Source organism: Sphingomonas soli NBRC 100801, from assembly GCF_001591025.1.
GTDB classification, from domain to species: Bacteria; Pseudomonadota; Alphaproteobacteria; order Sphingomonadales; family Sphingomonadaceae; genus Sphingomonas; species Sphingomonas soli.
The window spans coordinates 184,323-209,316 of the sequence record NZ_BCTZ01000009.1; the positions used below are offsets into that span (position 1 = coordinate 184,323).

Here is a 24,994-nt window from a genome sequence, read left to right on the forward strand (position 1 = left end):
AATGCGGTTGCGGGGTCTATGGCTTGGCGGCGTCCGGCGCAAGCGTCACGAGCTTGCCGGGGTTCAGAATACCTAGTGGATCGAACGCCGCCTTGATCGCTCTCAGCGCGGCGCTGCGGCTCGGCGGCCCCAGCCGTTCCAGTTCGGCACGCTTCATCTGGCCGATGCCATGCTCTGCGGAGATCGATCCACCGGCCGCGACCACCATGTCATGCACCAGTCGCGTGATTGCCGGTGCCTGCTCAGCATAGAACGCATCCCGGTCAGCGCCCTGCGGCGCGCGAACGTGGAAATGCACGTTGCCGTCGCCCAGATGGCCATAGGCGATGGTATGCGTGCCCGGAAAGCGCCGCTCGGCTTCCGCCGCGCCTTCGATCATGAAGCGCGGCATATCATCGACCGGGACCGAGATATCGTGCTGGACCGCAGGGCCTGCGGCGCGTTCCGATTCGGAAATCGAATGGCGGATTTTCCAGAACGCCTCGGCCTGCGCCTCGCTCGCCGCGATCACGGCATCGCCCGCCAGCCCCGATTCGAGCGCCGGTCCCAGCAGCCGTTCGAGCAAGGCTGCCGGCGGCTCGGCCCCGGCATCGGTCGCCACCGCTTCGATCAGCACGTGCCATGCGTGCTGCGATTCGAGTGGCGCGCGCGTGCCGGGCACATGGCCCACTACCAGATCGAGCACCGGGCGCGGCAATATCTCAAAGCTTTCCACGGCGTCTGTCCGCGCTTCGATCGCGCGGAGCAGCGCCAGCGCCTTTGCCGGGCTCTCCAGCCCCACCCAGGCAACAGCGCGCGAGACCATGCCCGGCGCCAGCCGCAGCGTCGCGGCGGTGACGATCCCCAGCGTCCCCTCCGCGCCGATCAGCAACTGGTTGAGATCATAGCCGCGATTGTCCTTCTTGAGCGGCGCGAGCCCGTCATGGATCGAGCCATCGGGCAGGACCGCCTCCACGCCCGCAACCAATTGCCGCATGTTTCCGAAGCGCAGCACCTGGGTGCCGCCGGCATTGGTCGAGACCAGCCCGCCGATCGTCGCGCTCCCGCGCGCGCCCAGGTCCAGCGGAAAGCGCCGCCCTGCCCGCTCCGCCGCATCGCGGAAATCGGCCAGGATCACGCCCGCTTCGGCGGTCGCCAGATTGGCGTCGGGGTTCATCGTGCGGATCCGGTTCATCCGCCGCAGCGAAAGGAGCAGCGCCGATCCGTCCTTGGGCGGTGTCGCGCCGCCGACCATCCCGCTATTGCCTCCCTGCGGCACCAGCGCCACGCGCCCCTCCGCCGCCAGCGCGACCATTGCTGCAACCTCGTCGCGCGATCCGGGCGTCAGCATCGCGGGCGCATCGCCATGATATCGCCCGCGCCAGTCGCTGAGCCAGGGGGCGATGGTGTCGGGGTCGGTGGTCACTGCCTTTTCACCGAAGCGCTGGCGGATGGTTTCTACGAGCTGGGACTGCATCGGGGTCATGATCGCGGCAATTAGCATAGCGCAACGCAGTTCATCCACTGTTCAAGACTTTGCGATACAAGTCGTGTCCGACATGTTGAATTCGCCGTTTGCCGCCGCCTCGTTGCTGCTTTTCTTTGCTCCGCCCGGGTCCGTTCCCGAGGCGCCGGAATGGGTGCGCGCGCTCGAACTTTTCCAGCAACAGCAGCAGGTTACCATCCATGTCCCCCGCGTCACCGTAACCACGACGTTCGTGATGCGGTCGGCGGGCGTGCCGCTCAAGGAGAAGAAGGCCGACGATTGCGTGAAGATCGATCGGATCGCCGGCTATTCGGTGAACGGCGCCAACAGCATCGATCTGCTGCTCAACGACGGCAAGCTTCTGCGCGCCAATCTGGGCGACCGGTGCCCGGCACTGGGCTTTTATTCCGGCTTCTACGTGAAGCCTACCAAGGACAAGAAGATCTGCGCGGGCCGCGACGCGTTCCGTTCGCGCTCGGGCCGCTTGTGCAGCATTCAGGCATTTCGCAGCCTGGTTCCCGCGAAATAGCGCCGTTCAGGGCCGCACCTGGCCGCACCCGCAGCGGGTGTCGCCTCCACTCAGCGCACGCACACATGCGAAAAAGCCCGTTTCCCTTGACATTTTGAGGTAAATCCGCAAGCGCGTGCAGCCTTGGCGGCGTGGATTTCCATGCCAATCTTCCGGACAAATTCATGAGCTTTGCCGATCTCGGCCTTTCCGACGAACTCCTGCGCGCAGTGAACGATGCGGGCTATAGCGAGCCTACGCCCATCCAGAAGCAGGCGATCCCTTCCGTCCTTATGGGCCGGGATCTGATCGGCATCGCCCAGACGGGCACCGGCAAGACCGCAGCTTTCGTACTGCCGATGATCGACATTCTGGGCGAAGGGCGCACCCGCGCGCTGATGCCGCGCTCGCTCATCCTTGAGCCTACGCGCGAGCTCGCGGCGCAGGTTGCCGAGAATTTCGACAAATACGGCGTCAATCACAAGCTCTCGATGGCCCTGCTCATCGGCGGCGTGCAGATGGGCGATCAGGTGAAGGCGCTGCAATCGGGCGTCGACGTGCTGATCGCGACGCCGGGCCGCCTGATGGACCTGTTCCAGCGCGGCAAGATCCTGCTCACCGGCTGCAACCTGCTCGTGATCGACGAAGCCGATCGCATGCTCGACATGGGCTTCATTCCCGATATCGAGGAAATCTGCACCAAGCTGCCCAAGCAGCGCCAGACGCTCCTCTTCTCGGCCACCATGCCGCCGGTCATCAAGAAATTGGCGGACAAGTTCCTCGATAACCCCAAGCAGATCGAGGTCGCCCGCCCGGCATCGACCAACATCAACATCACCCAGCGCCTCGTCGAGGTGAAGAGCGGCGCGTTCGAGAAGCGCAAGGCGCTGCGCCAGCTGCTGGGCCAGGAAGACGTTGCCACCGCGATCATCTTCTCCAACCGCAAGACCACGGTGCGCGAACTCAACAAGAGCCTGAAGAAGCACGGCTTCCGATCGGGCGAGATCCATGGCGACATGGAGCAGCCCGCCCGCCTCGCCGAGCTCGACAAGTTCAAGAAGGGCGACATCAACATCCTCGTCGCCTCCGACGTCGCCGCGCGCGGGCTCGATATCAAGGGCGTCAGCCACGTCTTCAATTTCGACGCGCCCTGGCATCCCGACGATTATGTCCACCGCATCGGCCGCACCGGCCGCGGCGGCGCGACCGGCACCGCTTATACGCTGGTGGCGCCCGAGGACGCCGAGAACATCGCCGAGATCGAGAAGCTGACCGGCATGAAGATCGAGCGGATCAAGCTGTCCGGCGACGCCGCAACCTCCGACGGCAAATCTCGCGACGAAGCGCCGAAGCGCGCCCGTGGCCGCGGCAAGCCCGCGAAGCCGGCCGCCGATGCAGCGCCCGCCGCCGACGCGCCGGAGGAGCAGGAGCAGCGCCCCGCCCGCCAGGCCCGCGCACCGCGCGAGGAGCGTCCCGCGCGCGCCCCGCGTCCGGAGCGCGACGCACGCCCGCCGCGCAACGATGTCCGCGAAGAGCCCCGCCGCCAGCGTCAGGACGATGACGGCCCGGATGACGGCTGGAACGGCCCGGTCCCGGACTTCCTGAACTTCACGCTGGGCTGATGCCCGGCGGTGATGGCGGGATCGAATATGTTCCGCCCATCGAAAGCCCCTGTATCGCGCTGTGCGTGATGGATCAGGCCACGGGCTGGTGCCTGGGCTGCGGTCGCACGATCGGCGAGATCACCGGCTGGGGCGAAGCCTCCCCCGCCGCGCGCACCGAAATCATGGCCGAATTGCCCGCCCGCATGGCGCGGCTGAAGCGCTAGAGCTGGATCCAGACATGGGGATGACACCTATTCAATCCCGATGGATCACCCCCTGGAGTCGTTTCCATCGGGGCTGAACGGTGCCAGCCCCACCTAAACGCCTTTATGCCTGCTTCGGCATCAGCGCATCGTCCAATTGCGACGCGCGCTTGAAGGCGTCGCGGCTGGTCAGGCGCTCCCAATATGCCACAAAGGCGTCGCGCTTGGGCAGCGTGCCGAACGTGACGCCCCAGCCCACCGCCGCCCCGACATACACATCGGCGGCGGTGAAGCGGTCGCCCGCGATATAGTCATGCGCGCGCACGGCCTGTTCCAGCACATCGACGGTCTGGTCGTAGCTGCCATAGCCGAACATGCGCGCCTGCTCAGCCGAGGGGATGAACTTGGCGTAATTGTTGGTCACCGCATGCTCCACCGGCCCCGCCGCAAAGAACAGCCAGCGGTAATAATCCGCGCGCTCCTCCGCCGTGGGCGCAAGGCCCGCCTCCGGAAAGGCCTCCGCCAGATAGGCGCAGATCGCTGCACCCTCCGTCACCACCTTGCCCTTGTGGACGATCGCCGGAACCTTCCCCATCGGGTTGACCGCGAGATACTCCGCCCCCTTCATCGTATCGCCATATCCGAGCACGACCGTTTCATAGGCGGCGCCCGTCTCTTCGAGCATCCACCGCGCGATGCGACCGCGCGACTGCGGGTTGGTGTACAGGATCAGGTCGGCCGACATCGCACGCTCTCCTTCGATTCGCTTCAATGGCGGAACAAATAGCGAACAAGTGACCCGGCGACAAGGGTCGGGTCAGGCCAGCGCCTTGCCGAACAGCGCGAGCAGCCTTTCCCATGCGCGCTCGGCCTGCGCCGGATTGTAAACCGGGCTGTCGGGCGGGCACCAGCCGTGCAGCGTGCCCTTGTACACCTCGATCTCGGCGGGCCGCCCGGCGGCGTCCATCGCCGCCTTCACCGCGTCCTTTTCCGCAGGCACCTTGGCATCGTCATTCTCGGCGATGGCGATAAGGAAGCTCGCCTTCATCTTCGGCACCAGCGCGAGGATCGGCTCCGCCGCCAGCCCGCCGCCATGGAAGCTCCCGCCCGCGCGCACGCGATCCGGCACCGCCGCAGCGGTCTGCATCACCAGCGGGCCGCCCATGCAATAGCCCGTGGTCCCCACCCCGCGCTTGGTGTCCACTTCCGCCTGCTTGTCGAGGAACGCCACGAAGCTGGTCGCGTCCACGATAACCGCTTCCGGCGTCAGCGCCTTGCGCGCTTCGGCAGCCTTGGCGAAGATTGCCTCGCGCGCGCCGCTCGCCAGCAATGCCGGGGCGGTCAGCGAACGGTAGAACGGATTGACCGTCAGCACGGCATAGCCCGATTCGGCCAGCCGGTCCGCCATCTGGCGAAAGGCGGGGCGCAGTCCGAAGATATCGGGCCACACCATAACCGCCGGATGCCTGCCGCTCGCCGGTGCCACATAATAAGCGTCGCAGGTGCCGTTGGCGGTCGTGATCGTCACGTCGCGCCCTTTGACGGGAAGCGCATTGGCAACGCGCGGCAGCACGAACATCGCGCCCGCAGCGGCAGTGGCCGCGCCAAAGCTCCGGCGCGACATCGCCGCCTTCAGGAAGGCCGCATTATCGGCTTCGGTGTGGTCGTCGCACATCAAAAAGGCTCCCGAATCGCCCCCCGGCGTCTCGGAAGCCTAATGATATCGGCGGCAGCGGTCACCCCGCCGCGGCGATCACTGCTTGAACAGGCTCTCCGCGGTATGCTCCACCGGTGCAGCCCCTTCGCCATTCTCGGCGGCGTCGGCAGCGGCCGCAGCAGCCACACGCTCGGCGCGGAGCTGCTCGATCAGCGCCTCGCGGTCGCCTTCCAGCCGGTTGTCGACCGGAGCCTCGATGCCCGCAGCCTTCGCCGCCTTGGCGACAAGCGCATCGAGCTCGCGCTGCGTCGTCAGGCCCAGCGTCACCGGATCCTTCGGCACGATATTGGCGATGTTCCAATGGCTGCGGTCGCGGATCGCGGTGATCGTGGTGCGCGTGGTGCCGATCAGCTTGCCGATCGCGCCGTCGGAGATCTCGGGATGGTTGCGCAGGATCCAGGCGATGCCGTCGGGCTTGTCCTGGCGCTTCGAAACCGGGGTGTAGCGCGGGCCCTTGGTGCGGCGGACCTGCTCGGGGCCCTTCAGCATCTTGAGCGAGTAATCGGGATCGGCCTGGCCCTTCTCGATCTCCTCCATGGTCAGCTCGTGCGCGCGCACCGGATCGCGGCCCATCACCTTGGCGGTGGCGGTGTCGTCGGCGATCGCCTGGACCTCCAGGATGTGGAGTCCGCAGAACTCGGCGATCTGCTCGAACGAGAGCGAAGTGTTGTCGACCAGCCAGGAAGCGGTCGCATGCGGCATCAGCGGCTGGGCCACGAGCAGTCTCCAGAAATAGAAAGGGCCGCCCATCACGGGCGGCCGGTACCGTGCCTGACTTAGTCGCGGATGGACCCAAGGGCAAGCCGTTAGGCGGTCCCGCGCGCGATCAGCGGGCATAATCCCGCGAAGAACTGCGCCGCGCTCGCTTCCCACGTAAAGGTGCGGCCATATTCGGCGCAGGCCCGGCGGTCTTTGGTGAGCGCTTCCGCGATGGCGAGGTTCAGGTCTTCGGAAAGCGCTCCCGTCTCCGGCGTCACGATGTCGATCGGTCCGGTGACGGGATAGCCGGCGATGGGCACGCCGCATGCCAGCGCCTCGATCATCACCAGCCCGAACGTGTCGGTACGGCTGGGAAAGACGAACACGTCCGCACCGGCATAGGCGGATGCCAGCTCCGCTCCAAACATCGCGCCCAGGAACTTCGCCTCGGGATAACGGGCTTCCAGCACCGCGCGCGCCGGTCCGTCGCCCACGATCACCTTGGTGCCCGGATGCGTCGTCTTCAGGAACGCTTCCAGATTCTTCTCGACCGCGACGCGACCCACATAGAGCTGCACCGGTCCCGGCAGCCCGGCCATCGCCGGATGCGGCGAAAGCCCGTCATGGAAATTGGTGAGGTCCACGCCTCGCCCCCAATGCTTGAGCTTGGTCAGGCCATGCTCGGCCAGCGATTCCCGGATCGATGGGGTCGCCGCCATGATCGCCTGCGCCGGCGCATGGAACCAGCGGATATAGTTCCAGAACCATTCGGCCGGCAGCCGCGTCCGCGCCGATACATAGTCGGGAAACTGAGTGTGATAGGCGGTGGTGAATGGCACGCCGTGGCGCATGCACCATCGCCGCGCCGCGATGCACAGCGGGCCTTCGGTGGCCAGATGGATGGCCTCGGGATCGAATTCCTCCAGCATCTGCCCAACGGTCGCAACGCGAGTCAGCGCCAGCCGGATTTCGGGATAGGTCGGGCATGGCAGCGAATGAAACAGATCGGGTGAGATCACCTTCACCACCTGCCCCTGCGCTTCCAGCACCTTTCGCACCGATTCGATGGTTCGGACGACGCCGTTGACCTGCGGATGCCAGGCGTCGGTGACGATCGCGATGCGCACGCCGGTCAGGCCGCCTGCTGCCCCGCCGTCGTGGTTCGCTCCCGGTCCCTCTTGGCTATCTCGTCCGCCCAGTGAAGAATCTCCATTCGACCGTCGAAATGCTCGACCAGGGCAGTGCAGCCCTCCACCCAGTCACCATCGTTATAGTATTCGATGCCGTGGATCATCCTGATTTCGGCGGTGTGGATATGCCCGGCGATTACGCCGTCCACACCGCGCTGCCCGGCCGCATGCGCGACAATCTCTTCGAAGCGCGAGATGAACGACACCGCGTTCTTCACCTTGTGCTTCGCATATTTGCTGAGCGACCAATAAGGCAGGCCCAGCCGGCGGCGCAGCCAGTTGATCCGGTGGCTGATCGAAAGGGTGATTTCGTAGGCAGCGTCCCCCAGCAGCGCGAGCCAGCGGTGCGAGAGGGTGATCGCGTCGAATTCGTCGCCGTGCAGCACCAGCAGCCTCCTGCCGTCCGCCGTCTCGTGGATCGCCTGGCGCCGGATCAGCACGCCGCCGAAATCGAGCCCCGCATATTGCCGGAACATCTCGTCGTGATTGCCGGGAATATAGACGATCTCGGCCCCTCGCCGGGCGCGCTTCAGCACCCGCCACACGATATCGTTGTGCGAAACCGGCCAGTAGAGCCGCTTCTTCAGGGCCCAGCCGTCCACGATATCGCCGACAAGATACATCTTCTCGCTGTCGACATGGTCCAGAAAGTCGATGAGCATGTCCGCGTTGCAGCCGCGCGTGCCCAGATGGATATCGGATATCCAGATGGTGCGGAATTTTCGGCGCTCCATCACCGGCCGTTCCGGGATCACCGGTTCGGATAGGTGGAAGTCGGTGATGCCTGCCGCGTCGAACCTCAGCCTCGTGATCGCGGCCATGCCCCGTCTCCGCCCGCCCTTGCCTGCGCGCGGCTATGGCGGGCGAATATTACAGCGCGATCATCAATCCGTGATGCGAATGTGACAGGGCAAGGCAGCGACCCGCGCGAGCCAGGCGCGCACATTGGGATAAGGCTGCAGGCTGAACCCGCCTTCCTCGGCGACATGCGTATAGGCGTAGAGGCAGATATCGGCGAGCGTCAGCCTGTCGATCACAAACCAGTCGCGACGCTGGAGATGCTCGTCCATCAGCGCGAGCGCGGCCTCTCCCCCGGCCTGCTTCCCCGGCAGGTTGGCGCGCTGGACGGGATCGAGATTGTCGAACCCTACCCAGCCCTTCCAGAAGCGCACCGTCGCGATGTTGGGCTCGTGGTTATACTGTTCCCAGAACAGCCAGCGCAGCATGTCCGCCCGCTCGAACCGGTCGGAGGGGATCAGCGGCGTGCCATCGGCGATATAGAAAGCGGCGGCGTTGCTCTCGGGCAGGAAGTCGGGGCCGACCTGGAGCACGGGGATGCGTCCGTTCGGATTGACCTGGCTCAGGAACTCCGCGGTCCGCGTCTCGCCCGCCATGATGTCATATTCGCGCCGCGCCAGCCGCACCCCCGCATGCGCGGCGGTCAGCCGGATCTTGTAGCAGTTTCCGGATGCGGCATATTCGTGAAGCGTCAGCGCGGTCATCCTGTTTCCCCGTTCACCGGAAGATTGGACTGTCGCGTAGCCGCTGTACAACAAGTAGTACGGCAATCTGATAAGCCAGCCTTATCCGCCGCAAACCTGGGTGTCCGCTTCTTCCTTTGTCTTATCCCCCGTGAACCTGGGCGTGCGCTTCTTCCTCTGCCTTACTCCACCACCAGCACAATCTTGCCGACATGGTCACCCGCCTCCATCCGCCGGTGCGCCTCCGCCGCCTCGGCGAGCGGATAGGTCCGGTCGATCACCGGCTTGAGCTGGCCGGAGGCGACGAACGGCCAGACGCTGCGATGGATCTCGTCTGCCACCAGCGTCTTGAACGCCGTCGTGCGGGGGCGCAGCGTGGAGCCGGTGAGGGTCAGGCGCTTCCGCATGATATCGAAGATCGGGATCGTCGCCATCAACCCGCCCTGCACCGCGATCGAGACGTGCCGTCCGTCTTCCGCCATGCACTTCAGATTGCGGGCCACATAATCGCCGCCCACCATGTCGAGGACGATGTTCACGCCCTTGCCACCGGTGATCGCCTTGACGCGCTCGACGAAATCCTCGGTCTTGTAGTTGATCGCGTGCCCGGCCCCCAGTTCGACCGCGGTCGCGCATTTCTCGTCGGAGCCGGCGGTCACGATCGTCTTCACGCCAAACAGCTTGCACAATGCGATAGCCATGGTGCCGATGCCGGAGGTGCCGCCGTGGATCAGGAGGGTATCGCCTTCGCTGGCATAGCCGCGCTCGAAGACGTTGGTCCAGACGGTGAAGAGCGTCTCGGGCACCGCCGCCGCTTCCACCATCGTCAGCGCCTCGGGCACCAGCAGGCAGGTGCCGGCCGGTGCCACAGCATATTCCGCCTGCGCGCCGCCGGTCACCAGCGCGCAGACCGCCTGGCCCAGCATCTCTGCGTTCACATCCTCGCCCAGCGCCACGATGGTGCCGGAAAGTTCGAGCCCGAAGATCGATGTCGCACCGGGCGGCGGCGGATACACGCCCTTGCGCTGCATCACCTCGGGGCGGTTCACCCCGGCAGCGGCGACCTTGATCAGCACCTCGCCGGGGCCGGGCCGGGGCACCGGTCGCTCGACGAGGACCAGCACTTCGGGGCCGCCCGGGGCCGGAGGATCAATCGCACGCATCGTTTCGGGGAGGTTCATCGGCTCGTCGCTTTCCGGGGCTGCAGGGTCGCGGCGTTTATTGACATCGAGGGGGTGCCGGTCAACGTTGCGCAGGCGATGGACGCAGACGAAAATCTTCCGCGCCGCAAGGATGACCTTGCCGCACAGCTCGGCAAGCAGGACCTCGATCCGTTCTCGGTAGAGGAACTGGCCGAGCGCATTGCGCTTCTCGAAGCAGAGATCGCGCGAACAAAGATCAGGATGCAACGCGCCGTTAACCATCGCGCAAGCGCCGACGCCCTATTCAAGCGATGAGCGTTGCACCGGAGACTCGGCGAGGTGCCAGGAAACTCCGGTGCTGGGCTGCCACGCTTGATGCGGGCGTCCGTCATCCCGACATAATGGGAAACTGGGCCGCGTATCTCACTGGCCCGACTGGAGTGTCACTTAATGCCTAGTTTCGCCTCCGCGCTCGAATCCACCCTTCACAAGGCGCTCGAAGCTGCCAGCTCGCGCCGTCACGAATATGCTACGCTCGAGCATCTCCTGCTCGCGCTGGTCGATGACGAGCACGCCAGCAAGGTGATGAGTGCGTGCGGGGTCGAGCTCGACGATCTGCGCGGCACTGTCGCGCACTATCTCGATACCGAGTTGGAGGCGCTGAAAGTTGATGCGGCGACCGATCCCTCGCCCACCAGCGGTTTCCAGCGCGTCGTCCAGCGCGCGATCCTTCACGTCCAGTCCTCGGGCCGCGACGAAGTGACCGGCGCGAACGTGCTCGTCGCTCTGTTCAGCGAGCGTGAGAGCTATGCCGTTTATTTCCTGCAGCAGCAGGATATGAGCCGCCTCGATGCGGTCAGCTTCATCAGCCACGGCGTCGGCAAGGGTACCGGCGCGAGCGAAGCCACGACGCCCAAGGGAGCCGATGAGGAAAAGGCAGCCGCGAAAACCGATGCCAAGAGCGGCAAGAATGAAAGCGCGCTCAAGCAGTTTACCGTGGATCTCAACGAGAAGGCGAAGGCCGGCAAGGTCGATCCGCTGATCGGCCGCGGCCCGGAAGTCGATCGCACGATCCAGATCCTGTGCCGCCGCAGCAAGAACAACCCGCTTTACGTGGGTGATCCCGGCGTCGGCAAGACGGCAATCGCGGAAGGCCTGGCGCGCAAGATCGTCGAAGGCGAAGTGCCCGACGTGCTTCGCGAGGCGGTGATCTATTCGCTCGACATGGGCGCGTTGCTCGCCGGCACGCGCTATCGCGGCGATTTCGAGGAGCGGCTGAAGCAGGTCGTCTCGGAGCTTGAGAAGCTGCCGCATGCGGTGCTGTTCATCGACGAGATCCACACCGTAATCGGTGCCGGCGCGACCAGCGGCGGCGCGATGGACGCGTCGAACCTGCTCAAGCCGGCTTTGTCGGGCGGTACGATCCGCTGCATCGGCTCGACCACCTACAAGGAATTCCGCAATCACTTCGAGAAGGACCGGGCTCTGCTCCGGCGCTTCCAGAAGATCGACGTCAACGAGCCGACCGTCGAGGATACGATCAAGATCCTCTCCGGCCTGCGCACCGCGTTCGAGGACCATCACAAGGTCAAATACACCCCCGATGCGATCAAGTCGGCGGTGGAACTGAGCGCGCGCTACATCAACGATCGCAAGCTGCCGGATAAGGCGATCGATGTGATCGACGAGGTCGGCGCGATGCAGATGCTGGTGCCCCCGTCGAAACGGAAAAAGACGATCACCGCCAAGGAGATCGAACAGGTTATCGCGACGATGGCGCGCATCCCGCCAAAGACCGTCTCGAGCGACGACACCCGCGTCCTCGCCAATATCGAGCAGGATTTGAAGCGCGTCGTGTTCGGTCAGGACAAGGCGATCGAGGTGCTGGCTTCGGCGATCAAGCTCAGCCGTGCGGGCCTCCGCGATCCCGAAAAGCCGATCGGCAACTACCTGTTCTCCGGCCCCACCGGCGTCGGCAAGACCGAAGTCGCCAAGCAGCTTGCCGAATTGCTCGGCATCCCGCTCCAGCGCTTCGACATGTCCGAATATATGGAGCGCCACTCGGTCAGCCGCCTGATCGGCGCGCCACCGGGCTATGTTGGCTTCGATCAGGGCGGTCTGCTCACCGATGCAGTCGATCAGCAGCCGCACTGCGTGCTGTTGCTCGACGAGATCGAGAAGGCGCATCCGGATCTATTCAACATCCTGTTGCAGGTGATGGACAATGGCCGCCTGACCGATCAGCACGGCAAGTCGGTCGACTTCCGCAACGTCATCCTGATCATGACCACCAATGCCGGTGCGTCGGACATGGCGCGCGAATCGATCGGTTTCGGTGAAACCACGCGTGAGGATGTGCAGGAGGAAGCGGTGAAGAAGCTCTTCACCCCCGAATTCCGCAACCGCCTCGATGCGATCGTGCCGTTCGATTATCTGCCGACGAGCGTGGTTGCACGGGTCGTGGACAAGTTCATCCTCCAGCTCGAGCTTCAGCTGGCGGATCGCGGCGTCCACATCCAGCTCGACGATGCTGCCAAGGCGTGGCTGACCGAGCGCGGCTATGACAAGCTCTATGGCGCGCGACCGATGGGCCGCCTGATCCAGGAGAAGATCAAGCAGCCGCTGGCGGAGGAACTGCTGTTCGGCAAGCTCGTCCATGGCGGCGAGGTCAATGTGAAGCTCAAGGATGGCGCGTTGGTGTTCGAAACCATTCCCGCAGCGCCCAAGCCAAAGGGCAAGGGCGGCAAGAAGACAGTGGCCGCAAAGGCGAAGTAACCGTAACGATCAAGTCACGAAGGGCCGGAACGCAAGTTCCGGCCCTTTCTCTTTGCGTGACGCACCCGCTCAACCGCCGCCTTCCCCGCCCGCCTCGTCGACATTTCCGTCGCACTCTGGTCGCCTTGTCTCGCGGCGCTGGGATGACGCGCCCGTTCCGCTACCGGCCTTCGCATAGAAAACGAAAGGCTCAGGGAATGTCACTCAACAGCAAGGCGGCGATCGCCGCATGTTTCGCAACGCTTTTCATAATATCCGGCACGAACCAGCTCGTGCATTCTGGCAAGACGGCCGAGCATGCGCGCGTAAGCTCCAACAGCAGCGCGCAGATCTGAGGCGCGCGGCCATGTCCATCAACAGCAAGGCCGCGCTCGCCGCAGGCATCGCCTCGATCTGCATCATCACGGGCACGGCCGCGATCGCGCAGAATGCTTCGGAAGCGCCCGAGGCACGCTATGTCATGGACGCAGGCACGATCGGCGGGTTCATGGGGCAGGGCGCCAGCCACGAGCTGACGCTTCGCCTTGGCTCGCGCTTGCCCGCCAGCGGCGCACCAAAGGCCGATCACTTCATGCCGCAGGGCGCGCGTCTGGGCGCATCGGTGCCGCTCGAAACGCCGGTGCGCCACACGGGTGGAACCGAATATCAGGGCGAGTTCCAGCGGCCCAAGGGCCGCCTGCTTCTCTATTGGGGCTGTGGTGAAAAGGCGGGGCCGGGCCAGCCGGTCGTGATCGACTTCGCCAGAGTCGCCAAGGGGCAGATGCCGCCCAACCTCTTCTCGGCCCGCGTGCCGGTGGAAAACGGGCCGCAGCCGGAAAACAGCCGCACCTATGGAACCTGGCCCAACGGAAAGAGCGGCAAGAATATCAGCCCGCAAAGCTCTATCCTCGGCCAGCATCGTATCGCGGGCAATTACAGTCCCGAAATCGCGTTCGCCCTCAATGAGGATTTCATGGCCGGGCTAAGGGTCCGCGCGTCGAACGGCGCCATGGGCTCGACGGTGATCAATTGGAACGGGCTGAACAACGCGACCGGCTATTATGCCTGGGCGATGGGCGGACAGGACATGGGCGGCAACAAGGGCGGGGACGTGGTCTGGTGGTCGTCCTCGGCCACCCAGGAATTTGGCGGCGGTCTGTGGAACTGGCTCTCGCCGGGCACGGTCTCGCGGCTGATCGGCCAGAAGATCGTGATGCCGGCCACGCAGACAAGTTGCACCGTCCCGGCAGAGGTCAAGAAGATCGCGGGCGAGCATATGATGGGCTTTGTCTACGCCTATGGCCCCGAAGCGAACTTCGCCTTCCCCACCCGCCCGGTGAATCCGAAGACCCCGTGGCACCCCAAATGGACGGCGAAAGTGCGCTATCGCTCAATCGCCAACTTCATGACCGGGATGCCGGATATGCCGCAGATGGGCGGGATGGACGAGGATGCGGACGAATATCGCCCGAGCCGCCCACAACCCAACCCACGCAAGTGCAAGCCGGGCCTGGGCGGAATGTTGCGGGGCGCGCTGGGTGGAAGCGGCTGTTAAGACCGGCGAATGAAGGGGATGTCGCGGCGCAGATAGGTGAGCGCCCGCCATCCCCATTCGACTGGGCCGTAATGGAAGTGGCGTAGCCAGATCGCCGCCAGCACAAGCTGCGCGGCGATCGCCGCCCCCCCGACCCAGAGTCGCGTCGCCTGGCTCCAATCATCGTATAGCCCCAGCCCGAAGCCATAGAATATCGGCACGAACACAAGGCTTTGCGCGATATATAGCGTGAGCGTCAGCCGCCCCACGGCCGAAAACGGGCCAATCAGCCCCCGCAGAGGCCCCTGCCACAAGGCTATCAGGATGAGCGCCCACAGCGTCGTCCCCGACAGCTCGAACCAGCTTCCGATCAGCAGGCCGAACCAGCGGTTGGCCGCTTCGCCATGATCCTGCGCGGCGAACCACGCAGTTAGTGAATCACTTCCGAAATGCAGCGTCAGCGCGACTGCCGCGGCGATGGCGAAGGCGATCCGGCGCGCTTTGGCATATTCACCGGCCCGCGCGAAAAAGCCGGTCCGTCCTAGCACCATGCCGACCAAGTACAGGCCGATGATCTGCACCAGCCGCCCGCTTTCGAGCATGAACCACCATTTGGGCACCTGCCCCTGCCACAAATTGGCCGAGAGCGCCTCTGCCAGCGATCCGGTGAGATAAACGGGCATCGCCGGATCGTTCAAGAAATGCGGCGGCTGGTTAGCCCATTCCGCGCCTGATGAAGCGGCGACGATCTGGAGGATTAGGGTCGGGCCGACGAAGCAGAAGGCCGCGAGTGCGATCAGGACGCGGTTGTTCTGGATTCGGTGCGCGAGCAGCAGCAGGAAGCCCAGGCCGGCGAGTAGCTGAATGATGTCGCCGCGATAGACCAATGCGTGGAAGAATCCGATCACCAGCAGGATCGTCAGCCGCCACGCGAATCGCGCGGTGAAATCCTCCCCACGCCGGGCGGAGCGGTCCATCAGCACGAAAAAGCTGAAGCCGAAGCACAATGCGAGCAGCGAGAAGCTCTTGCCCATGAAGAGCAGGAAAACGGTGTCGGCGATGCCGGGCTGTGGGTTGGACCAATAGAGCTCGTAGCTCTCCAGCATATGGACGAGGAAGAGCGCCATCAGCGCAAAGCCGCGCAGTACATCGACCAGTTGCAGCCGCTCGTGGGCCATTCGCCCTCTCCCCTTTTGTCTGATTATGGAGCGCGAATCGGCTGCTGAAAAGCGCAAGCGTCAAGTCGTGGAAAAGCGGGCGGTCTTCCCGCATTTTAACCGGTTGTTTGTCATGCAAGGCGTATCGGGCAGGCATGTTCCGGCGTTTCCTTTTGCGCGTGCTCGCGGTGTTGGCCGCATGCGTCTGTCTCACCGGAATCGTGACGCCGGCTAGCGCCCAGCGCGCCCTTGCCGGAGAGCCGCTTCAGGTCTGCGTGCTGCCCGATACCGGCGGCATGGATCCCGCGACGCTGATCCACCATCCCGAGCGCTTCGATTGCACGACCGAGCAGCACAAGTTCGGCCCGGGAAATTTCTGGGTGATCTCGAACGACATCAACCGCCGCTCGCTCTCGGGAGAGCCGCTCAATGCCCGCCTCGCCAGCCTGTGGCAGGACGGATTGTCGCTGCACATACTCTATGCCGACGGGCGGATGGCGAGTTCCGCTACGGACGCGCGCGGCGTGACTCCGCTACTCCAGCTGGGCGCTCTGGTGGAGCAGCCGCTCCCGCAGCTGGATTCGGATGTTGTCCGGCTGCTCTGGCACGTCCAGGGATCGGCGAATGTCCGCGGCATCGTGCTCGGCACGCGTATTTCGACCGGATCGCAGAGCGAACGCACCAACTTGACGATGGCGGCGCTCTACGCTGCATTTGCCGGGCTCTGCGTGGCTCTGATCATCTACAACCTGGCCCTGTGGGGCGCGCTCCGCCACCGCTTCCAGCTATATTATTGCGTCATGGTCGCGGCGCTGCTGGCCTATACTTTCTCCTCGTCCGGTGCGCTTGCCTGGGTCTTCCCGGACATCGCCAATAACGACCGGCTGCGGATCAATTATCTGCTGCTCAGCTTCACCGGCGCCTCTGCGCTGATCTTCGCGCGGAGTTTCTTCGAGGAGCGCATCTTCTCGGGCTGGCTCGGGCGCTACACCGCCGCCGTCGCGACCGCGCTCGCCGGGGTCGGCATCCTGTTCTTCCTCTCGGCCCCCTTCTCGATCCGGAGCGCAGACGCCGCCTTCACCACGGTCTTCCTCGCCCTCGCCACGGTGGTTGGCCCCACTTTGTGGCAGGCCTGGCGCAGGCGCAGCAATTATCTGTGGCTATTCGCGATCGGCTGGGGCGTGCCGATCCTCACATCGATCGCGCGCGTGCTGGCGGGGCTTCGCGTCATCCCATGGAATTTCTGGCTCGATAATTCGACGATCCTGGCGATGGTGGTCGAAGCCTTGATCTCCAGCCTAGCCATCGCCTACCGGATCAAGCTGCTGCGCGACGAACGTGACTGGGCCATCGCCAGCGAAGTAATGGCGCGCCGCCTGGCCGATACCGATCCGCTCACCGGACTGCTAAACCGCCGCGCATTTCTCGATCAGGCGATCGGGCGGCCGGGCGAGCAGCAATTGCTGCTCGCCGATCTGGATCATTTCAAGCGCGTCAACGAAACGCTGGGCCATGATGGCGGCGACGAGGTGCTGCGCCTGTTCGCCCGGCTGCTGCGCACGCATGTCCCCGCCACCGCGCTTGTGGCGCGCATGGGCGGCGAGGAGTTCGCGATCCTCTCCTCCGCGTCCGAGCCGGTCGAACCCGAATTACTCCTCGCCAAATTGCGCGCAACCCGCATGCCCTTCGATCTGCTCGTCACCGCCAGCATAGGCGTGTGCAAGGGGCCGCTGACCAGCGATGTCGAGTGGAAGGCCTTGTACAGGGGCGCTGACTCGGCCTTGTTCGAAGCGAAGTTGGCGGGCCGCGATCGCGCGCGCAGCACGCTCCGCGCCGCCGCCTGACTTTTTGTCGCGCCGCACGTTGCCGGAATTGCTCTGCGGGCGTATTGATCTTCCATGGTCAAGCGCAACCGGATCGTTCTGGCTCTTGGAGCAATTGCGCTGCTGCTGCTCTGCATTGCCAATGACGATCGCCGCGCCGGCATCTCGATCGCGATGGCGCGGCAGGGAGACCCCTCGCCCCAGCGGATGGAAGCCGCTCTCGATCTGGGGATATTCGCGATTTCCGTACTGGTGACCTGGAGCAAGCGGCTCGCACATTGACCGCCGCTATTGACCGCCCGCCCCCCTTGCTTACACTAGTGTAAATGAGCAAACCTGAAGATATCTGGCGTACGGAATACCGTCATCCTGGCCGCTGGGACGAAGCCTTGCCGCCGCTTTCCATGGTTGAGCTCTTCGAGCAAAGCGCCGCTGCGCATCCCCAGGCCAATCTGCTCGATTTCATGGGTCGCAAATACAGCTATGGCGAAACGCTCGACGGCGCAAACCGGGTGGCGTGCGGGCTGAGAGCGCTGGGCTATGGCCCGGGCGACCGGATCGGGCTCTTCCTGCCCAACGTGCCGCATTATGTCGCCGCCTATTACGGCATCCTCAAGCTCGGCGCGACCGTCGTCAATTTCTCGCCGCTCTACACGGTCGAGGAGCTCACCGCACAGGTCGAGGATAGCGGCACCCGATTGCTCTTCACGATCTCGGCCAGCGCCCTGCTGCCCACTGCGCTCAAGGTGCTCGACCAGAGCAAGCTTGAGCGGCTCGCGGTCGGATCGATCGCGGGCGCGCTTCCCGCCGCAAAGTCGCTCTTCTACCGGTTGTTCAAGGGCAGCGAAGTTACTCCCCGCCCCGCCGACCCGCGCGTCCAGGCCTTCTCGCAACTGATCGATAATGACGGTCTGTGCGAGACGGTGCCGATCGATCCGGTCAAGGATCTGGCCCTGATCCAATATACCGGCGGCACCACCGGCGTGCCCAAGGGCGCGATGCTCAGCCACCAGAATCTGTCGGCGAATGCCCGGCAGGTCGCCCGGCTCGATCCGCATATGGGTGAGAAGGCCGATACGATCCTCGGCATCCTTCCCTTCTTCCACGTCTTCGCCAATACGTGCGTGCTCAACCGCACGGTGCTCACCGGCGGCGAGATCGTGATGCTCCCGCGCTTCAATGCCAAGCAGGCGCTGGCCGCGCTGCGCCGGACTCATCCGCGCTCCATGCCCGGCGTCCCGACCATGTATCAGGCGCTGCTCGATGCGCCCGGCATGAAGGCAAGCGACTTCAAGAGCCTCGAATATTGCATTTCGGGCGGCGCGCCGCTGTCATCGGCCCTCAAGGCGCAATGGGAGCAGGTTACCGGCGCGAAGGTGATTGAAGGGTACGGGCTGTCCGAAAGCTCGGGCGTGGTCTCGTGCAACCCCTATGAGGGGCTCAACAAGAGCGGGACGATCGGCCAGCCGCTGATCGGCACCCGCGTCCGGCTGGTCGACAAGGAAGACCCGACAAGGCCGCCGCCGGAAGGTGAGCCGGGCGAGATCGTCGTGTCCGGTCCCCAGATCATGCGGGGATATTGGAGCCGGCCCGATACCGACGCGGACACCTTTGTCGACGATCACTGGCTGCGCACCGGCGATGTCGGCACGATCGACGAGGACGGCTTCATCAAGATCGTCGACCGGTTGAAGGACATGATCGCCGTAGGCGGCTTCAAGGTTTTCCCCAGCCAGATCGAAGCCCTGCTCTATAAGCATGACGCCGTGAAGGAGGCGCTGGTGATCGGCCTGCCCGATTCCTATCTCGGCGAGCTTCCCTACGCCTATGTGACGCTGAACGAGGGCGCGGAGACCACCGGCCCGGAACTGGGCGATTGGCTCAACCCCCAGCTTGGCAAGCATGAGCGGGTGAAGGAAGTCGTGGTCCGCGAAAGCCTGCCCAAGACGATGATCGGCAAGCTCAGCCGCAAGGATCTGATTGCGGAGGTCATGCCGGGCTGAGGCTCCAGGACGCGAGTTGCTTCAGGGGGCGGGAGCGGCAACGCCCTACCCTGTCAGCGCTTGTAATTTGGAGTGCCGGAAAATCTCGCTAGCTTCACGGGCGAACAAGATAGGATGCGCCCATCCCAGCGAAGTCGCAAGTAGCGCGACACTGGCAAACTCGGCGGTCCGCGGCGTCTTCCAATGTGCCCCGGACATTGTCGCCAAGGCCAGGCAATCGGGGCTTACCGACGCGCAATTGAACGCTCGCCAGAAGCAAGCTGCGGACGACACCGTCTCGAATTTCGTCACAAAAGGCGTGAGGGACGGCGCGAAGGCAACCCCATATTGGCGTTGCGCGTCCGGCGCATGAGCCCAACGTGCGGCCCCTTTAGGCCGAGACTCATTAAAGCAGCCTGTCGGCTCGCGACCCATTGCGGACCTCGAATCTTTTTCACCCGGACTTGTTAGGTGCTAATCCCCTTGGAGCAGGCGCACCCTTTTCGTCATCCCCGCGAAAGCGGGGACCTAGGGTTGCATGCAGTGTCCTGTGTGGCTCTGGGTCCCCGCTTTCGCGGGGATGACGTCGATTACTTGCGAGCGTCCTGTCCTGCTCTTGCCGATGGTGGATCCCGGAACCAGTCCGGGATGACGGATGGTTGCCGTAAAGGGCCGCGGCCCACCCTTAGTCGGCCGTTCAGCCTTACTGCCGAAAGCGGTCGTTTATGTGTTCACGACCTAGTCCCCCAGCTTTTCCGGTGCGCCGAACATCACTGCCTTCAGGTTCATGAACTCGTGCATTCCCCACGGCCCCAGCTCACGCCCGTGACCCGATAGCTTCACGCCGCCAAAGGGTGCGGCGGGGGTGGAGGAGAGCAGCGTGTTCACCGCCGTCATCCCGGCCTCGATGTCGCGCGCAAAGCGTTCGATCTCCGCCTCGTCCTCCGTCCACACGGAGGAACCAAGTCCGTAAGGCACATCGTTCGCCAGCGCGATCGCTTCTTCGATGTCGTTGACCTTGTACACCGCAGCGACCGGGCCGAAGATCTCCTCCTTCGCCACATGGCTTTCCGGATCCATGCCGACCAGCACGCCGGGGGTCATCCAGGCACCTTCCCTCTCGATCTTCTCGCCCCCGAACAACAGCGTTGCGCCCGCCTCCCTGGCCCGCGCCACTTGCTCCAGCACCGCGTCACGCTGCTGGACGCTCGAAAGCGGTCCCATCTGGTTCGCCGCATCCATCGGGTCGCCGATCTTCACGGCCTTCATGCCCTCGGTGAAGCGCGCCATGAACGCGTCATATACATCCGCATGCACGATCATCCGCTTCGAGCAGATGCAGCTTTGCCCGGCATTCTGGATGCGCCCTGTCACGGCGGTCCTGGCCGCCGCGTCGAGATCGGCGGAGGGCATCACTATCAGCGGGTCCGAGCCGCCAAGCTCCAGCACCACTTTCTTGAGCGCCCGCCCCGCCGCCTGCGCAACCTTCGTGCCCGCGCCTTCGCTGCCGGTGAGGGTCACAGCCACGACACGCCGGTCCGCGATGATCGATGATACCTGATCGGATTTGATCGGCAGGTTCTGGAATACCCCGTCCGGTGCTCCCGCCGCGCTCGCAAGTTGCTGGATCAGCGCCGCGCAACCCTGGACGCTGGAGGCATGCTTCAGCAGCCCGACATTGCCCGCCATGATCGTCGGTGCCATGAAGCGCACCACCTGCCAGTACGGAAAATTCCACGGCATCACCGCCAGCACCGGCCCCATCGGCAGCCAGCGCGCAACGGTATGTCCGCCCCCGGGCGTCGTCACCCGCACCGGCTCCAGATAGGCGGCCCCATGCTCGGCATAGTGGCGAAAGCCGAGAATGCACTTCTCCACCTCGGCGATCGCGCCCGCGATCGGCTTGCCCATTTCCCTGACCGCCATTTTGGCAAGATGCTGCTTGTTCGCCTCCCATTGGTCGGCGATAGCGTTCAGCAGGGCGGCGCGGCGCTCAATCGGCGCGTTGCGCCACGCCTTGAAGGCGGTGGCAGCGCGGTCCAGCGCGGCCTCGATTCCATCGGCGTCGAGCTCTTCATACGTACCCACGGTTTCCCCGGTCGCAGGATTGATGCTGGTGAACATGGGCGCTGGCCTTTCGCTGGATCGTGGCTCCAAGATGTGACGCGCATCGCCGGTTGCAATCCCCTGCCCCCCTGCCGCATAGCGCTTTGCATGGCAGAAGAAGCAGACATCGCGGCGCTTTCGTTCGAGGAAGCGTTGAAGGAACTGGAACGGATCGTCGGCCGCCTCGAAAGCGGCGAGGCGCAGTTGCAGGAAGCGATCGACCTGTACGAGCGCGGTGATCGGCTGCGCAGCCAGTGCGCAGCGCGACTCGATGCCGCGCAGGCGCGCATCGAAGCGATCCGCACCGATTCCGAAGGCCGGGCGGCCGGCACCACCCCGTTCGCTGCGAACTGAGTGGCGACGGTGGCTCAGGCTAGCCTGGCGCTCCAGACCGCGTTGCGGCAGGTCTCTGCCGAAGTCGACCGGCAGTTCGACAAGCTTCTCGCCATCCCCAGCGACCCGCGCGAGAATTTGTATCGCGCGATGCGGCACGCAGCAATCAGCGGCGGCAAGCGGCTGCGGCCCTTGCTGGTTTTCGCCACCGCGCAATTGTTCGGCGTGGACAAGACCTGCGCCGCGCGGGTTGCGACGGCGGTGGAGTGCATCCACGTCTATTCGCTGATCCATGACGATCTGCCGGCAATGGACAATGACGATGTCCGCCGGGGTAAGCCGACCGTCCATCGCCAGTTCGACGAGGCGACCGCGATTCTTGCGGGCGATTGCCTCCATGCGCTGGCGTTCGAGATCCTCGCTGACGAGGCGACCCATGCCGATCCGTTCGTGCGCGTGGAGCTGATCGCGTGCCTGTCCCATAGCTCGGGGCCTTCCGGCATGGCGGGCGGGCAGATGATGGATCTGGAGGCGGAGAAGACCAGCTTCGACCTTCCCACCGTCACGCGGCTGCAGGCGATGAAGACCGGGGCGCTGATCGCGTGCGCCGTGGAGAGCGCGGCGATCCTGGCGCGTCTCACGCCGGAGGCGCGCACCGGCCTGCGCGGCTATGCGCGTGACATCGGCCTCGCCTTTCAGATCGCCGACGATCTGCTTGACGCCGAGGGCGATGAGGCGCTGGCGGGCAAGAAGCTGCGCAAGGATGGCGTGGCGGGCAAGGAAACCTTCCTCAGCCTGCTGGGGCCCGATCGCGCGCGCAGCCAGGCCGCTTTGCTGGTCGATCAGGCGATCGCACACCTCAAATCCTACGGCCCGGAAGCCGATCTGCTGCGCGATATCGCGCGCTACACGCTCGAACGCGATCGATAGGGGGCGACATGACGATCCGCATCGGCGTTTATCCCGGCACCTTCGATCCGATCACACTCGGCCACATGGACATCATCCGCCGCGGCGCCAAGCTCGTCGACCGTTTGGTTATAGGCGTCACCACCAATCCCTCCAAAAACCCGATGTTCACGGTCGAAGAGCGGATGGCGATGGTCGTGCGCGAGACTGCTGGGATCGAGGGTATCCAGGTCGTCAGTTTCGATTCGCTGCTGATGGATTTCGCAGAGCGGCAAGGGGCGAGCGTGATCGTGCGCGGGCTGCGCGCCGTCGCGGATTTCGAGTATGAGTATCAGATGGCGGGGATGAACCAGCAACTGAACCAACGGATCGAGACCGTCTTCCTGATGGCAGATGTCTCGCTCCAGCCGATCGCGAGCCGGCTGGTGAAGGAGATCGCGATCTATGGCGGCGATATTCGCAAGTTCGTGCCTGCCCGCGTCGAGACGGAGGTCGTCCAGCGCGTCCAGGCGATTGGTCGCAAGGGCAGCTGAGTTCGCTTTGCGGCGCGGGCGGATTGCTCTAGACGGTCGCTTGTAATTTTCCGCTTTGTGGGGATGAGATGCGTTTCTTGGCACTTCTGGCTGCAGTCGCCGCCGCGACGCTTACTGTTTCGCCGGCCCTCGCCCAGCGCGGCAAGCCTAAGCCGGCTGCGGAACCGTTGAAGGGCGTTGGAGCGGATCTGGCTTCCTATTCGGTGCTGCCCTCGGTGGTGCCCGCCGACCCTGAAAATACCTGGGTGCTCGATCTATCGTCGGGCGGCCGCGTGACCATCCGGCTCCGCCCAGATGCGGCGCCCAAGATGGTCGAGCAGGTCAAGACGCTTACCCGCAAGCATTTCTATGATGGAATCGTCTTTCACCGCGTGATCGACGGCGACGAGAACATGGCGCAGGGCGGTGATCCGACAGGCACGGGAACGGGCGAATCCGATCTTCCGGACGTCCCCGCCGAATTCAATTCGCTGCCCCATGTTCGCGGGGCCGTGTCTGCTGCGCGCACTTCGGACCCGAACAGCGCGAACAGCCAGTTCTTCATCATGTTCGGCCCGCGTCTGGGCTTCGACCGGAACTATACCGTATTCGGTCGCGTCGCCTCGGGCATGGAATGGGTCGACAAGATCGAGCGCGGCGAGCCGCCCGAGAATCCCACCAAGATCCTGCGCGCTTATGTCCTCGCCGACGGTCCGCCGCCTTATGAGGCAGCGCCTGCAGCCGCTCCCAAGGCGCTGCCCGAGGGTGAGACTCGCGTGAAGCTGGTCCCCTAACCGCTTCGGCGGGCAGACACCAATGAACGTCGATCTTTTCGATTTCGAGCTGCCGGCGGAGCGGATCGCGCTCAGGCCCGCATCGCCGCGCGATTCCGCGCGGATGCTGCTCGCCCAGGGCGCAACACTCCGCGATGCACTGGTCAGCGATCTGCCCGCGATGCTTCGGCCGGGCGATTGCCTGGTGTTCAACGATACGCGGGTGATCCCGGCGCAACTCGAAGGCCTGCGCGGGGCGGCGCGGATCGGCGCGACGCTGCACAAGCGTGAGGGGCCGCGACGCTGGCGTGCCTTCATTCGCGGCGCGAAGAAACTGCGCGATGGCGACACGATCGATTTTGGCGAAGGCGTCGGTGCGATCGCATCGCATCGCGGCGAGGATGGCAGCTTCGCGCTCGATTTCGCAGGCGAAGAGCCGGTCGAGCTGCTGCTCCAGCGCTGCGGCCGGATGCCGCTCCCGCCCTATATCGCCTCCAAGCGCCCGACCGACGCGCGCGACGCGGAGGATTACCAGACGATGTTCGCGAGCGAGCCGGGTGCCGTCGCCGCGCCGACTGCGGCGCTGCACTTTACGCCCGCGCTCATCGCAAGCCTTGAAGCTGCAGGTATCGAGCACGCAACCCTGACGCTCCATGTCGGTGCGGGCACCTTCCTGCCGGTCAAGGCAGACGATACGAGCGAGCACAGAATGCACGCCGAATGGGGCCGCATCGATGCCGCCACGGCAGACCGGCTGAACGCCATCCGCGCACGCGGGGGCCGGGTGATCGCTGTCGGCACCACCAGCCTGCGCCTGATCGAGAGCGCCAGCGGTGAGGACAATGTGATCCGCCCGTTCGAAGGTGACACCGCGATTTTCATCACCCCCGGCTATCGCTTCAAGGGCGTGGACGGGCTGGTCACGAACTTCCACCTGCCACGCTCCACCCTGTTCATGCTGGTATCGGCGCTGATGGGGCTGGACACGATGCAGGCGGCCTATGCCCATGCAATAGAGGGTGGCTACCGTTTCTACAGCTATGGCGACGCATCGCTGCTGCTCCCATAAAGAAGGGCAGGCACCGAAGCGCCTGCCCTGAGT

Annotated in this window: 24 protein-coding genes; 14 read left to right on the forward strand and 10 right to left on the reverse strand. The window is 64.7% G+C overall.

Annotated features, from left to right (window positions below; genetic code table 11):
- Positions 1 to 16: 16 nt before the first annotated feature.
- Positions 17 to 1,456: an FAD-binding oxidoreductase gene (locus SSO01S_RS07065; RefSeq protein WP_066797742.1), complete on the reverse strand. Its 1,440-nt coding sequence runs from the start codon at positions 1,454 to 1,456 to the stop codon at positions 17 to 19.
- Positions 1,457 to 1,463: 7 nt separating this feature from the next.
- Between SSO01S_RS07065 and SSO01S_RS07070 the strand changes: the two genes are divergently transcribed.
- From SSO01S_RS07070 to SSO01S_RS07080, 3 genes are all read left to right on the forward strand, one after another.
- Positions 1,464 to 1,994, forward strand: a complete 531-nt coding sequence (locus SSO01S_RS07070; protein WP_245646637.1) for a hypothetical protein — start codon at positions 1,464 to 1,466, stop codon at positions 1,992 to 1,994.
- A gap of 164 nt (positions 1,995 to 2,158) precedes the next feature.
- Positions 2,159 to 3,595 (forward strand): DEAD/DEAH box helicase, encoded by a 1,437-nt coding sequence (locus tag SSO01S_RS07075; protein ID WP_066797744.1) that lies wholly within the window; start codon positions 2,159 to 2,161, stop codon positions 3,593 to 3,595.
- Positions 3,595 to 3,801: a DUF1289 domain-containing protein gene (locus tag SSO01S_RS07080; RefSeq protein ID WP_066797272.1), complete on the forward strand. Its 207-nt coding sequence runs from the start codon at positions 3,595 to 3,597 to the stop codon at positions 3,799 to 3,801. The genes SSO01S_RS07075 and SSO01S_RS07080 overlap by 1 nt, the downstream gene beginning before the upstream one ends.
- Positions 3,802 to 3,904: 103 nt before the next feature.
- On the opposite strand, the gene SSO01S_RS07085 is transcribed toward SSO01S_RS07080, so the two are convergent.
- From SSO01S_RS07085 to SSO01S_RS07115, 7 genes are all read right to left on the reverse strand, one after another.
- Positions 3,905 to 4,525: a glutathione S-transferase family protein gene (locus SSO01S_RS07085; RefSeq protein ID WP_066797746.1), complete on the reverse strand. Its 621-nt coding sequence runs from the start codon at positions 4,523 to 4,525 to the stop codon at positions 3,905 to 3,907.
- Positions 4,526 to 4,597: 72 nt separating this feature from the next.
- Entirely contained in the window at positions 4,598 to 5,455 is an 858-nt protein-coding gene (locus tag SSO01S_RS07090; RefSeq protein ID WP_066797275.1) for a dienelactone hydrolase family protein, read from the reverse strand.
- Between the two features lie 78 nt (positions 5,456 to 5,533).
- A complete protein-coding gene (locus SSO01S_RS07095) occupies positions 5,534 to 6,214 on the reverse strand; it encodes a DUF1013 domain-containing protein (RefSeq protein ID WP_066797749.1) in 681 nt (226 codons plus the stop codon).
- Positions 6,215 to 6,303: 89 nt separating this feature from the next.
- Positions 6,304 to 7,323, reverse strand: coding sequence for a glycosyltransferase family 4 protein (locus SSO01S_RS07100; protein WP_066797277.1), 1,020 nt, complete (start codon positions 7,321 to 7,323; stop codon positions 6,304 to 6,306).
- Positions 7,324 to 7,328: 5 nt separating this feature from the next.
- Positions 7,329 to 8,207: a UDP-2,3-diacylglucosamine diphosphatase gene (locus SSO01S_RS07105; protein WP_066797279.1), complete on the reverse strand. Its 879-nt coding sequence runs from the start codon at positions 8,205 to 8,207 to the stop codon at positions 7,329 to 7,331.
- Between the two features lie 63 nt (positions 8,208 to 8,270).
- Positions 8,271 to 8,888: a glutathione S-transferase family protein gene (locus SSO01S_RS07110; RefSeq protein ID WP_066797282.1), complete on the reverse strand. Its 618-nt coding sequence runs from the start codon at positions 8,886 to 8,888 to the stop codon at positions 8,271 to 8,273.
- A 161-nt stretch (positions 8,889 to 9,049) separates the two neighbouring features.
- Positions 9,050 to 10,048 (reverse strand): NAD(P)H-quinone oxidoreductase, encoded by a 999-nt coding sequence (locus SSO01S_RS07115; RefSeq protein ID WP_245646639.1) that lies wholly within the window; start codon positions 10,046 to 10,048, stop codon positions 9,050 to 9,052.
- Positions 10,049 to 10,126: 78 nt separating this feature from the next.
- Between SSO01S_RS07115 and SSO01S_RS17195 the strand changes: the two genes are divergently transcribed.
- The 3 genes from SSO01S_RS17195 (at position 10,127) to SSO01S_RS07125 (ending at position 14,318) form a co-directional block, all read left to right on the forward strand.
- A complete protein-coding gene (locus SSO01S_RS17195) occupies positions 10,127 to 10,324 on the forward strand; it encodes a DUF1192 domain-containing protein (RefSeq protein WP_083942905.1) in 198 nt (65 codons plus the stop codon).
- 135 nt (positions 10,325 to 10,459) lie between these two features.
- A complete protein-coding gene (gene clpA / locus SSO01S_RS07120; RefSeq protein ID WP_066797285.1) occupies positions 10,460 to 12,784 on the forward strand; it encodes an ATP-dependent Clp protease ATP-binding subunit ClpA in 2,325 nt (774 codons plus the stop codon).
- 346 nt (positions 12,785 to 13,130) lie between these two features.
- On the forward strand, positions 13,131 to 14,318 hold the full coding sequence (locus SSO01S_RS07125; RefSeq protein ID WP_066797288.1) for a hypothetical protein: 1,188 nt from the start codon (positions 13,131 to 13,133) through the stop codon (positions 14,316 to 14,318).
- Here the strand turns inward: SSO01S_RS07125 and SSO01S_RS07130 are convergent.
- Entirely contained in the window at positions 14,315 to 15,475 is a 1,161-nt protein-coding gene (locus tag SSO01S_RS07130) for a DUF418 domain-containing protein (protein ID WP_066797291.1), read from the reverse strand. The genes SSO01S_RS07125 and SSO01S_RS07130 overlap by 4 nt on opposite strands.
- 134 nt (positions 15,476 to 15,609) lie before the next feature.
- On the opposite strand from SSO01S_RS07130, the gene SSO01S_RS07135 reads away from it, so the two are divergent.
- The 3 genes from SSO01S_RS07135 to SSO01S_RS07145 are packed head-to-tail and all read left to right on the forward strand — an operon-like array spanning position 15,610 to position 19,280.
- Positions 15,610 to 17,298 (forward strand): GGDEF domain-containing protein, encoded by a 1,689-nt coding sequence (locus SSO01S_RS07135; RefSeq protein ID WP_066797295.1) that lies wholly within the window; start codon positions 15,610 to 15,612, stop codon positions 17,296 to 17,298.
- A gap of 54 nt (positions 17,299 to 17,352) precedes the next feature.
- On the forward strand, positions 17,353 to 17,559 hold the full coding sequence (locus SSO01S_RS07140; RefSeq protein WP_066797301.1) for a hypothetical protein: 207 nt from the start codon (positions 17,353 to 17,355) through the stop codon (positions 17,557 to 17,559).
- A 44-nt stretch (positions 17,560 to 17,603) separates the two neighbouring features.
- Positions 17,604 to 19,280 (forward strand): long-chain-fatty-acid--CoA ligase, encoded by a 1,677-nt coding sequence (locus SSO01S_RS07145; RefSeq protein ID WP_066797304.1) that lies wholly within the window; start codon positions 17,604 to 17,606, stop codon positions 19,278 to 19,280.
- Positions 19,281 to 19,997: 717 nt separating this feature from the next.
- Here the strand turns inward: SSO01S_RS07145 and SSO01S_RS07150 are convergent.
- Positions 19,998 to 21,383: an NAD-dependent succinate-semialdehyde dehydrogenase gene (locus SSO01S_RS07150; protein ID WP_066797307.1), complete on the reverse strand. Its 1,386-nt coding sequence runs from the start codon at positions 21,381 to 21,383 to the stop codon at positions 19,998 to 20,000.
- A 90-nt stretch (positions 21,384 to 21,473) separates the two neighbouring features.
- Here SSO01S_RS07150 and SSO01S_RS07155 point away from each other — a divergent pair, with 90 nt between their 5' ends.
- The 5 genes from SSO01S_RS07155 to queA all read left to right on the forward strand — a co-directional run bounded on the left by SSO01S_RS07155 (position 21,474) and on the right by queA (position 24,961).
- Positions 21,474 to 21,719, forward strand: a complete 246-nt coding sequence (locus SSO01S_RS07155) for an exodeoxyribonuclease VII small subunit (RefSeq protein ID WP_066797310.1) — start codon at positions 21,474 to 21,476, stop codon at positions 21,717 to 21,719.
- Positions 21,720 to 22,628, forward strand: a complete 909-nt coding sequence (locus tag SSO01S_RS07160; protein WP_066797312.1) for a polyprenyl synthetase family protein — start codon at positions 21,720 to 21,722, stop codon at positions 22,626 to 22,628.
- A 14-nt stretch (positions 22,629 to 22,642) separates the two neighbouring features.
- Positions 22,643 to 23,140 carry a pantetheine-phosphate adenylyltransferase gene (gene coaD, locus SSO01S_RS07165; protein ID WP_174520768.1) on the forward strand — a complete coding sequence of 166 codons (498 nt, stop codon included), beginning with the start codon at positions 22,643 to 22,645 and terminating at the stop codon, positions 23,138 to 23,140.
- A gap of 68 nt (positions 23,141 to 23,208) precedes the next feature.
- The gene (locus SSO01S_RS07170; protein ID WP_066797317.1) at positions 23,209 to 23,913 is read left to right on the forward strand and encodes a peptidylprolyl isomerase; all 705 of its coding nucleotides are present in this window, start codon (positions 23,209 to 23,211) and stop codon (positions 23,911 to 23,913) included.
- Positions 23,914 to 23,935: 22 nt separating this feature from the next.
- Positions 23,936 to 24,961: a tRNA preQ1(34) S-adenosylmethionine ribosyltransferase-isomerase QueA gene (gene queA / locus SSO01S_RS07175; RefSeq protein ID WP_066797320.1), complete on the forward strand. Its 1,026-nt coding sequence runs from the start codon at positions 23,936 to 23,938 to the stop codon at positions 24,959 to 24,961.
- Positions 24,962 to 24,994 lie beyond the last annotated feature (33 nt).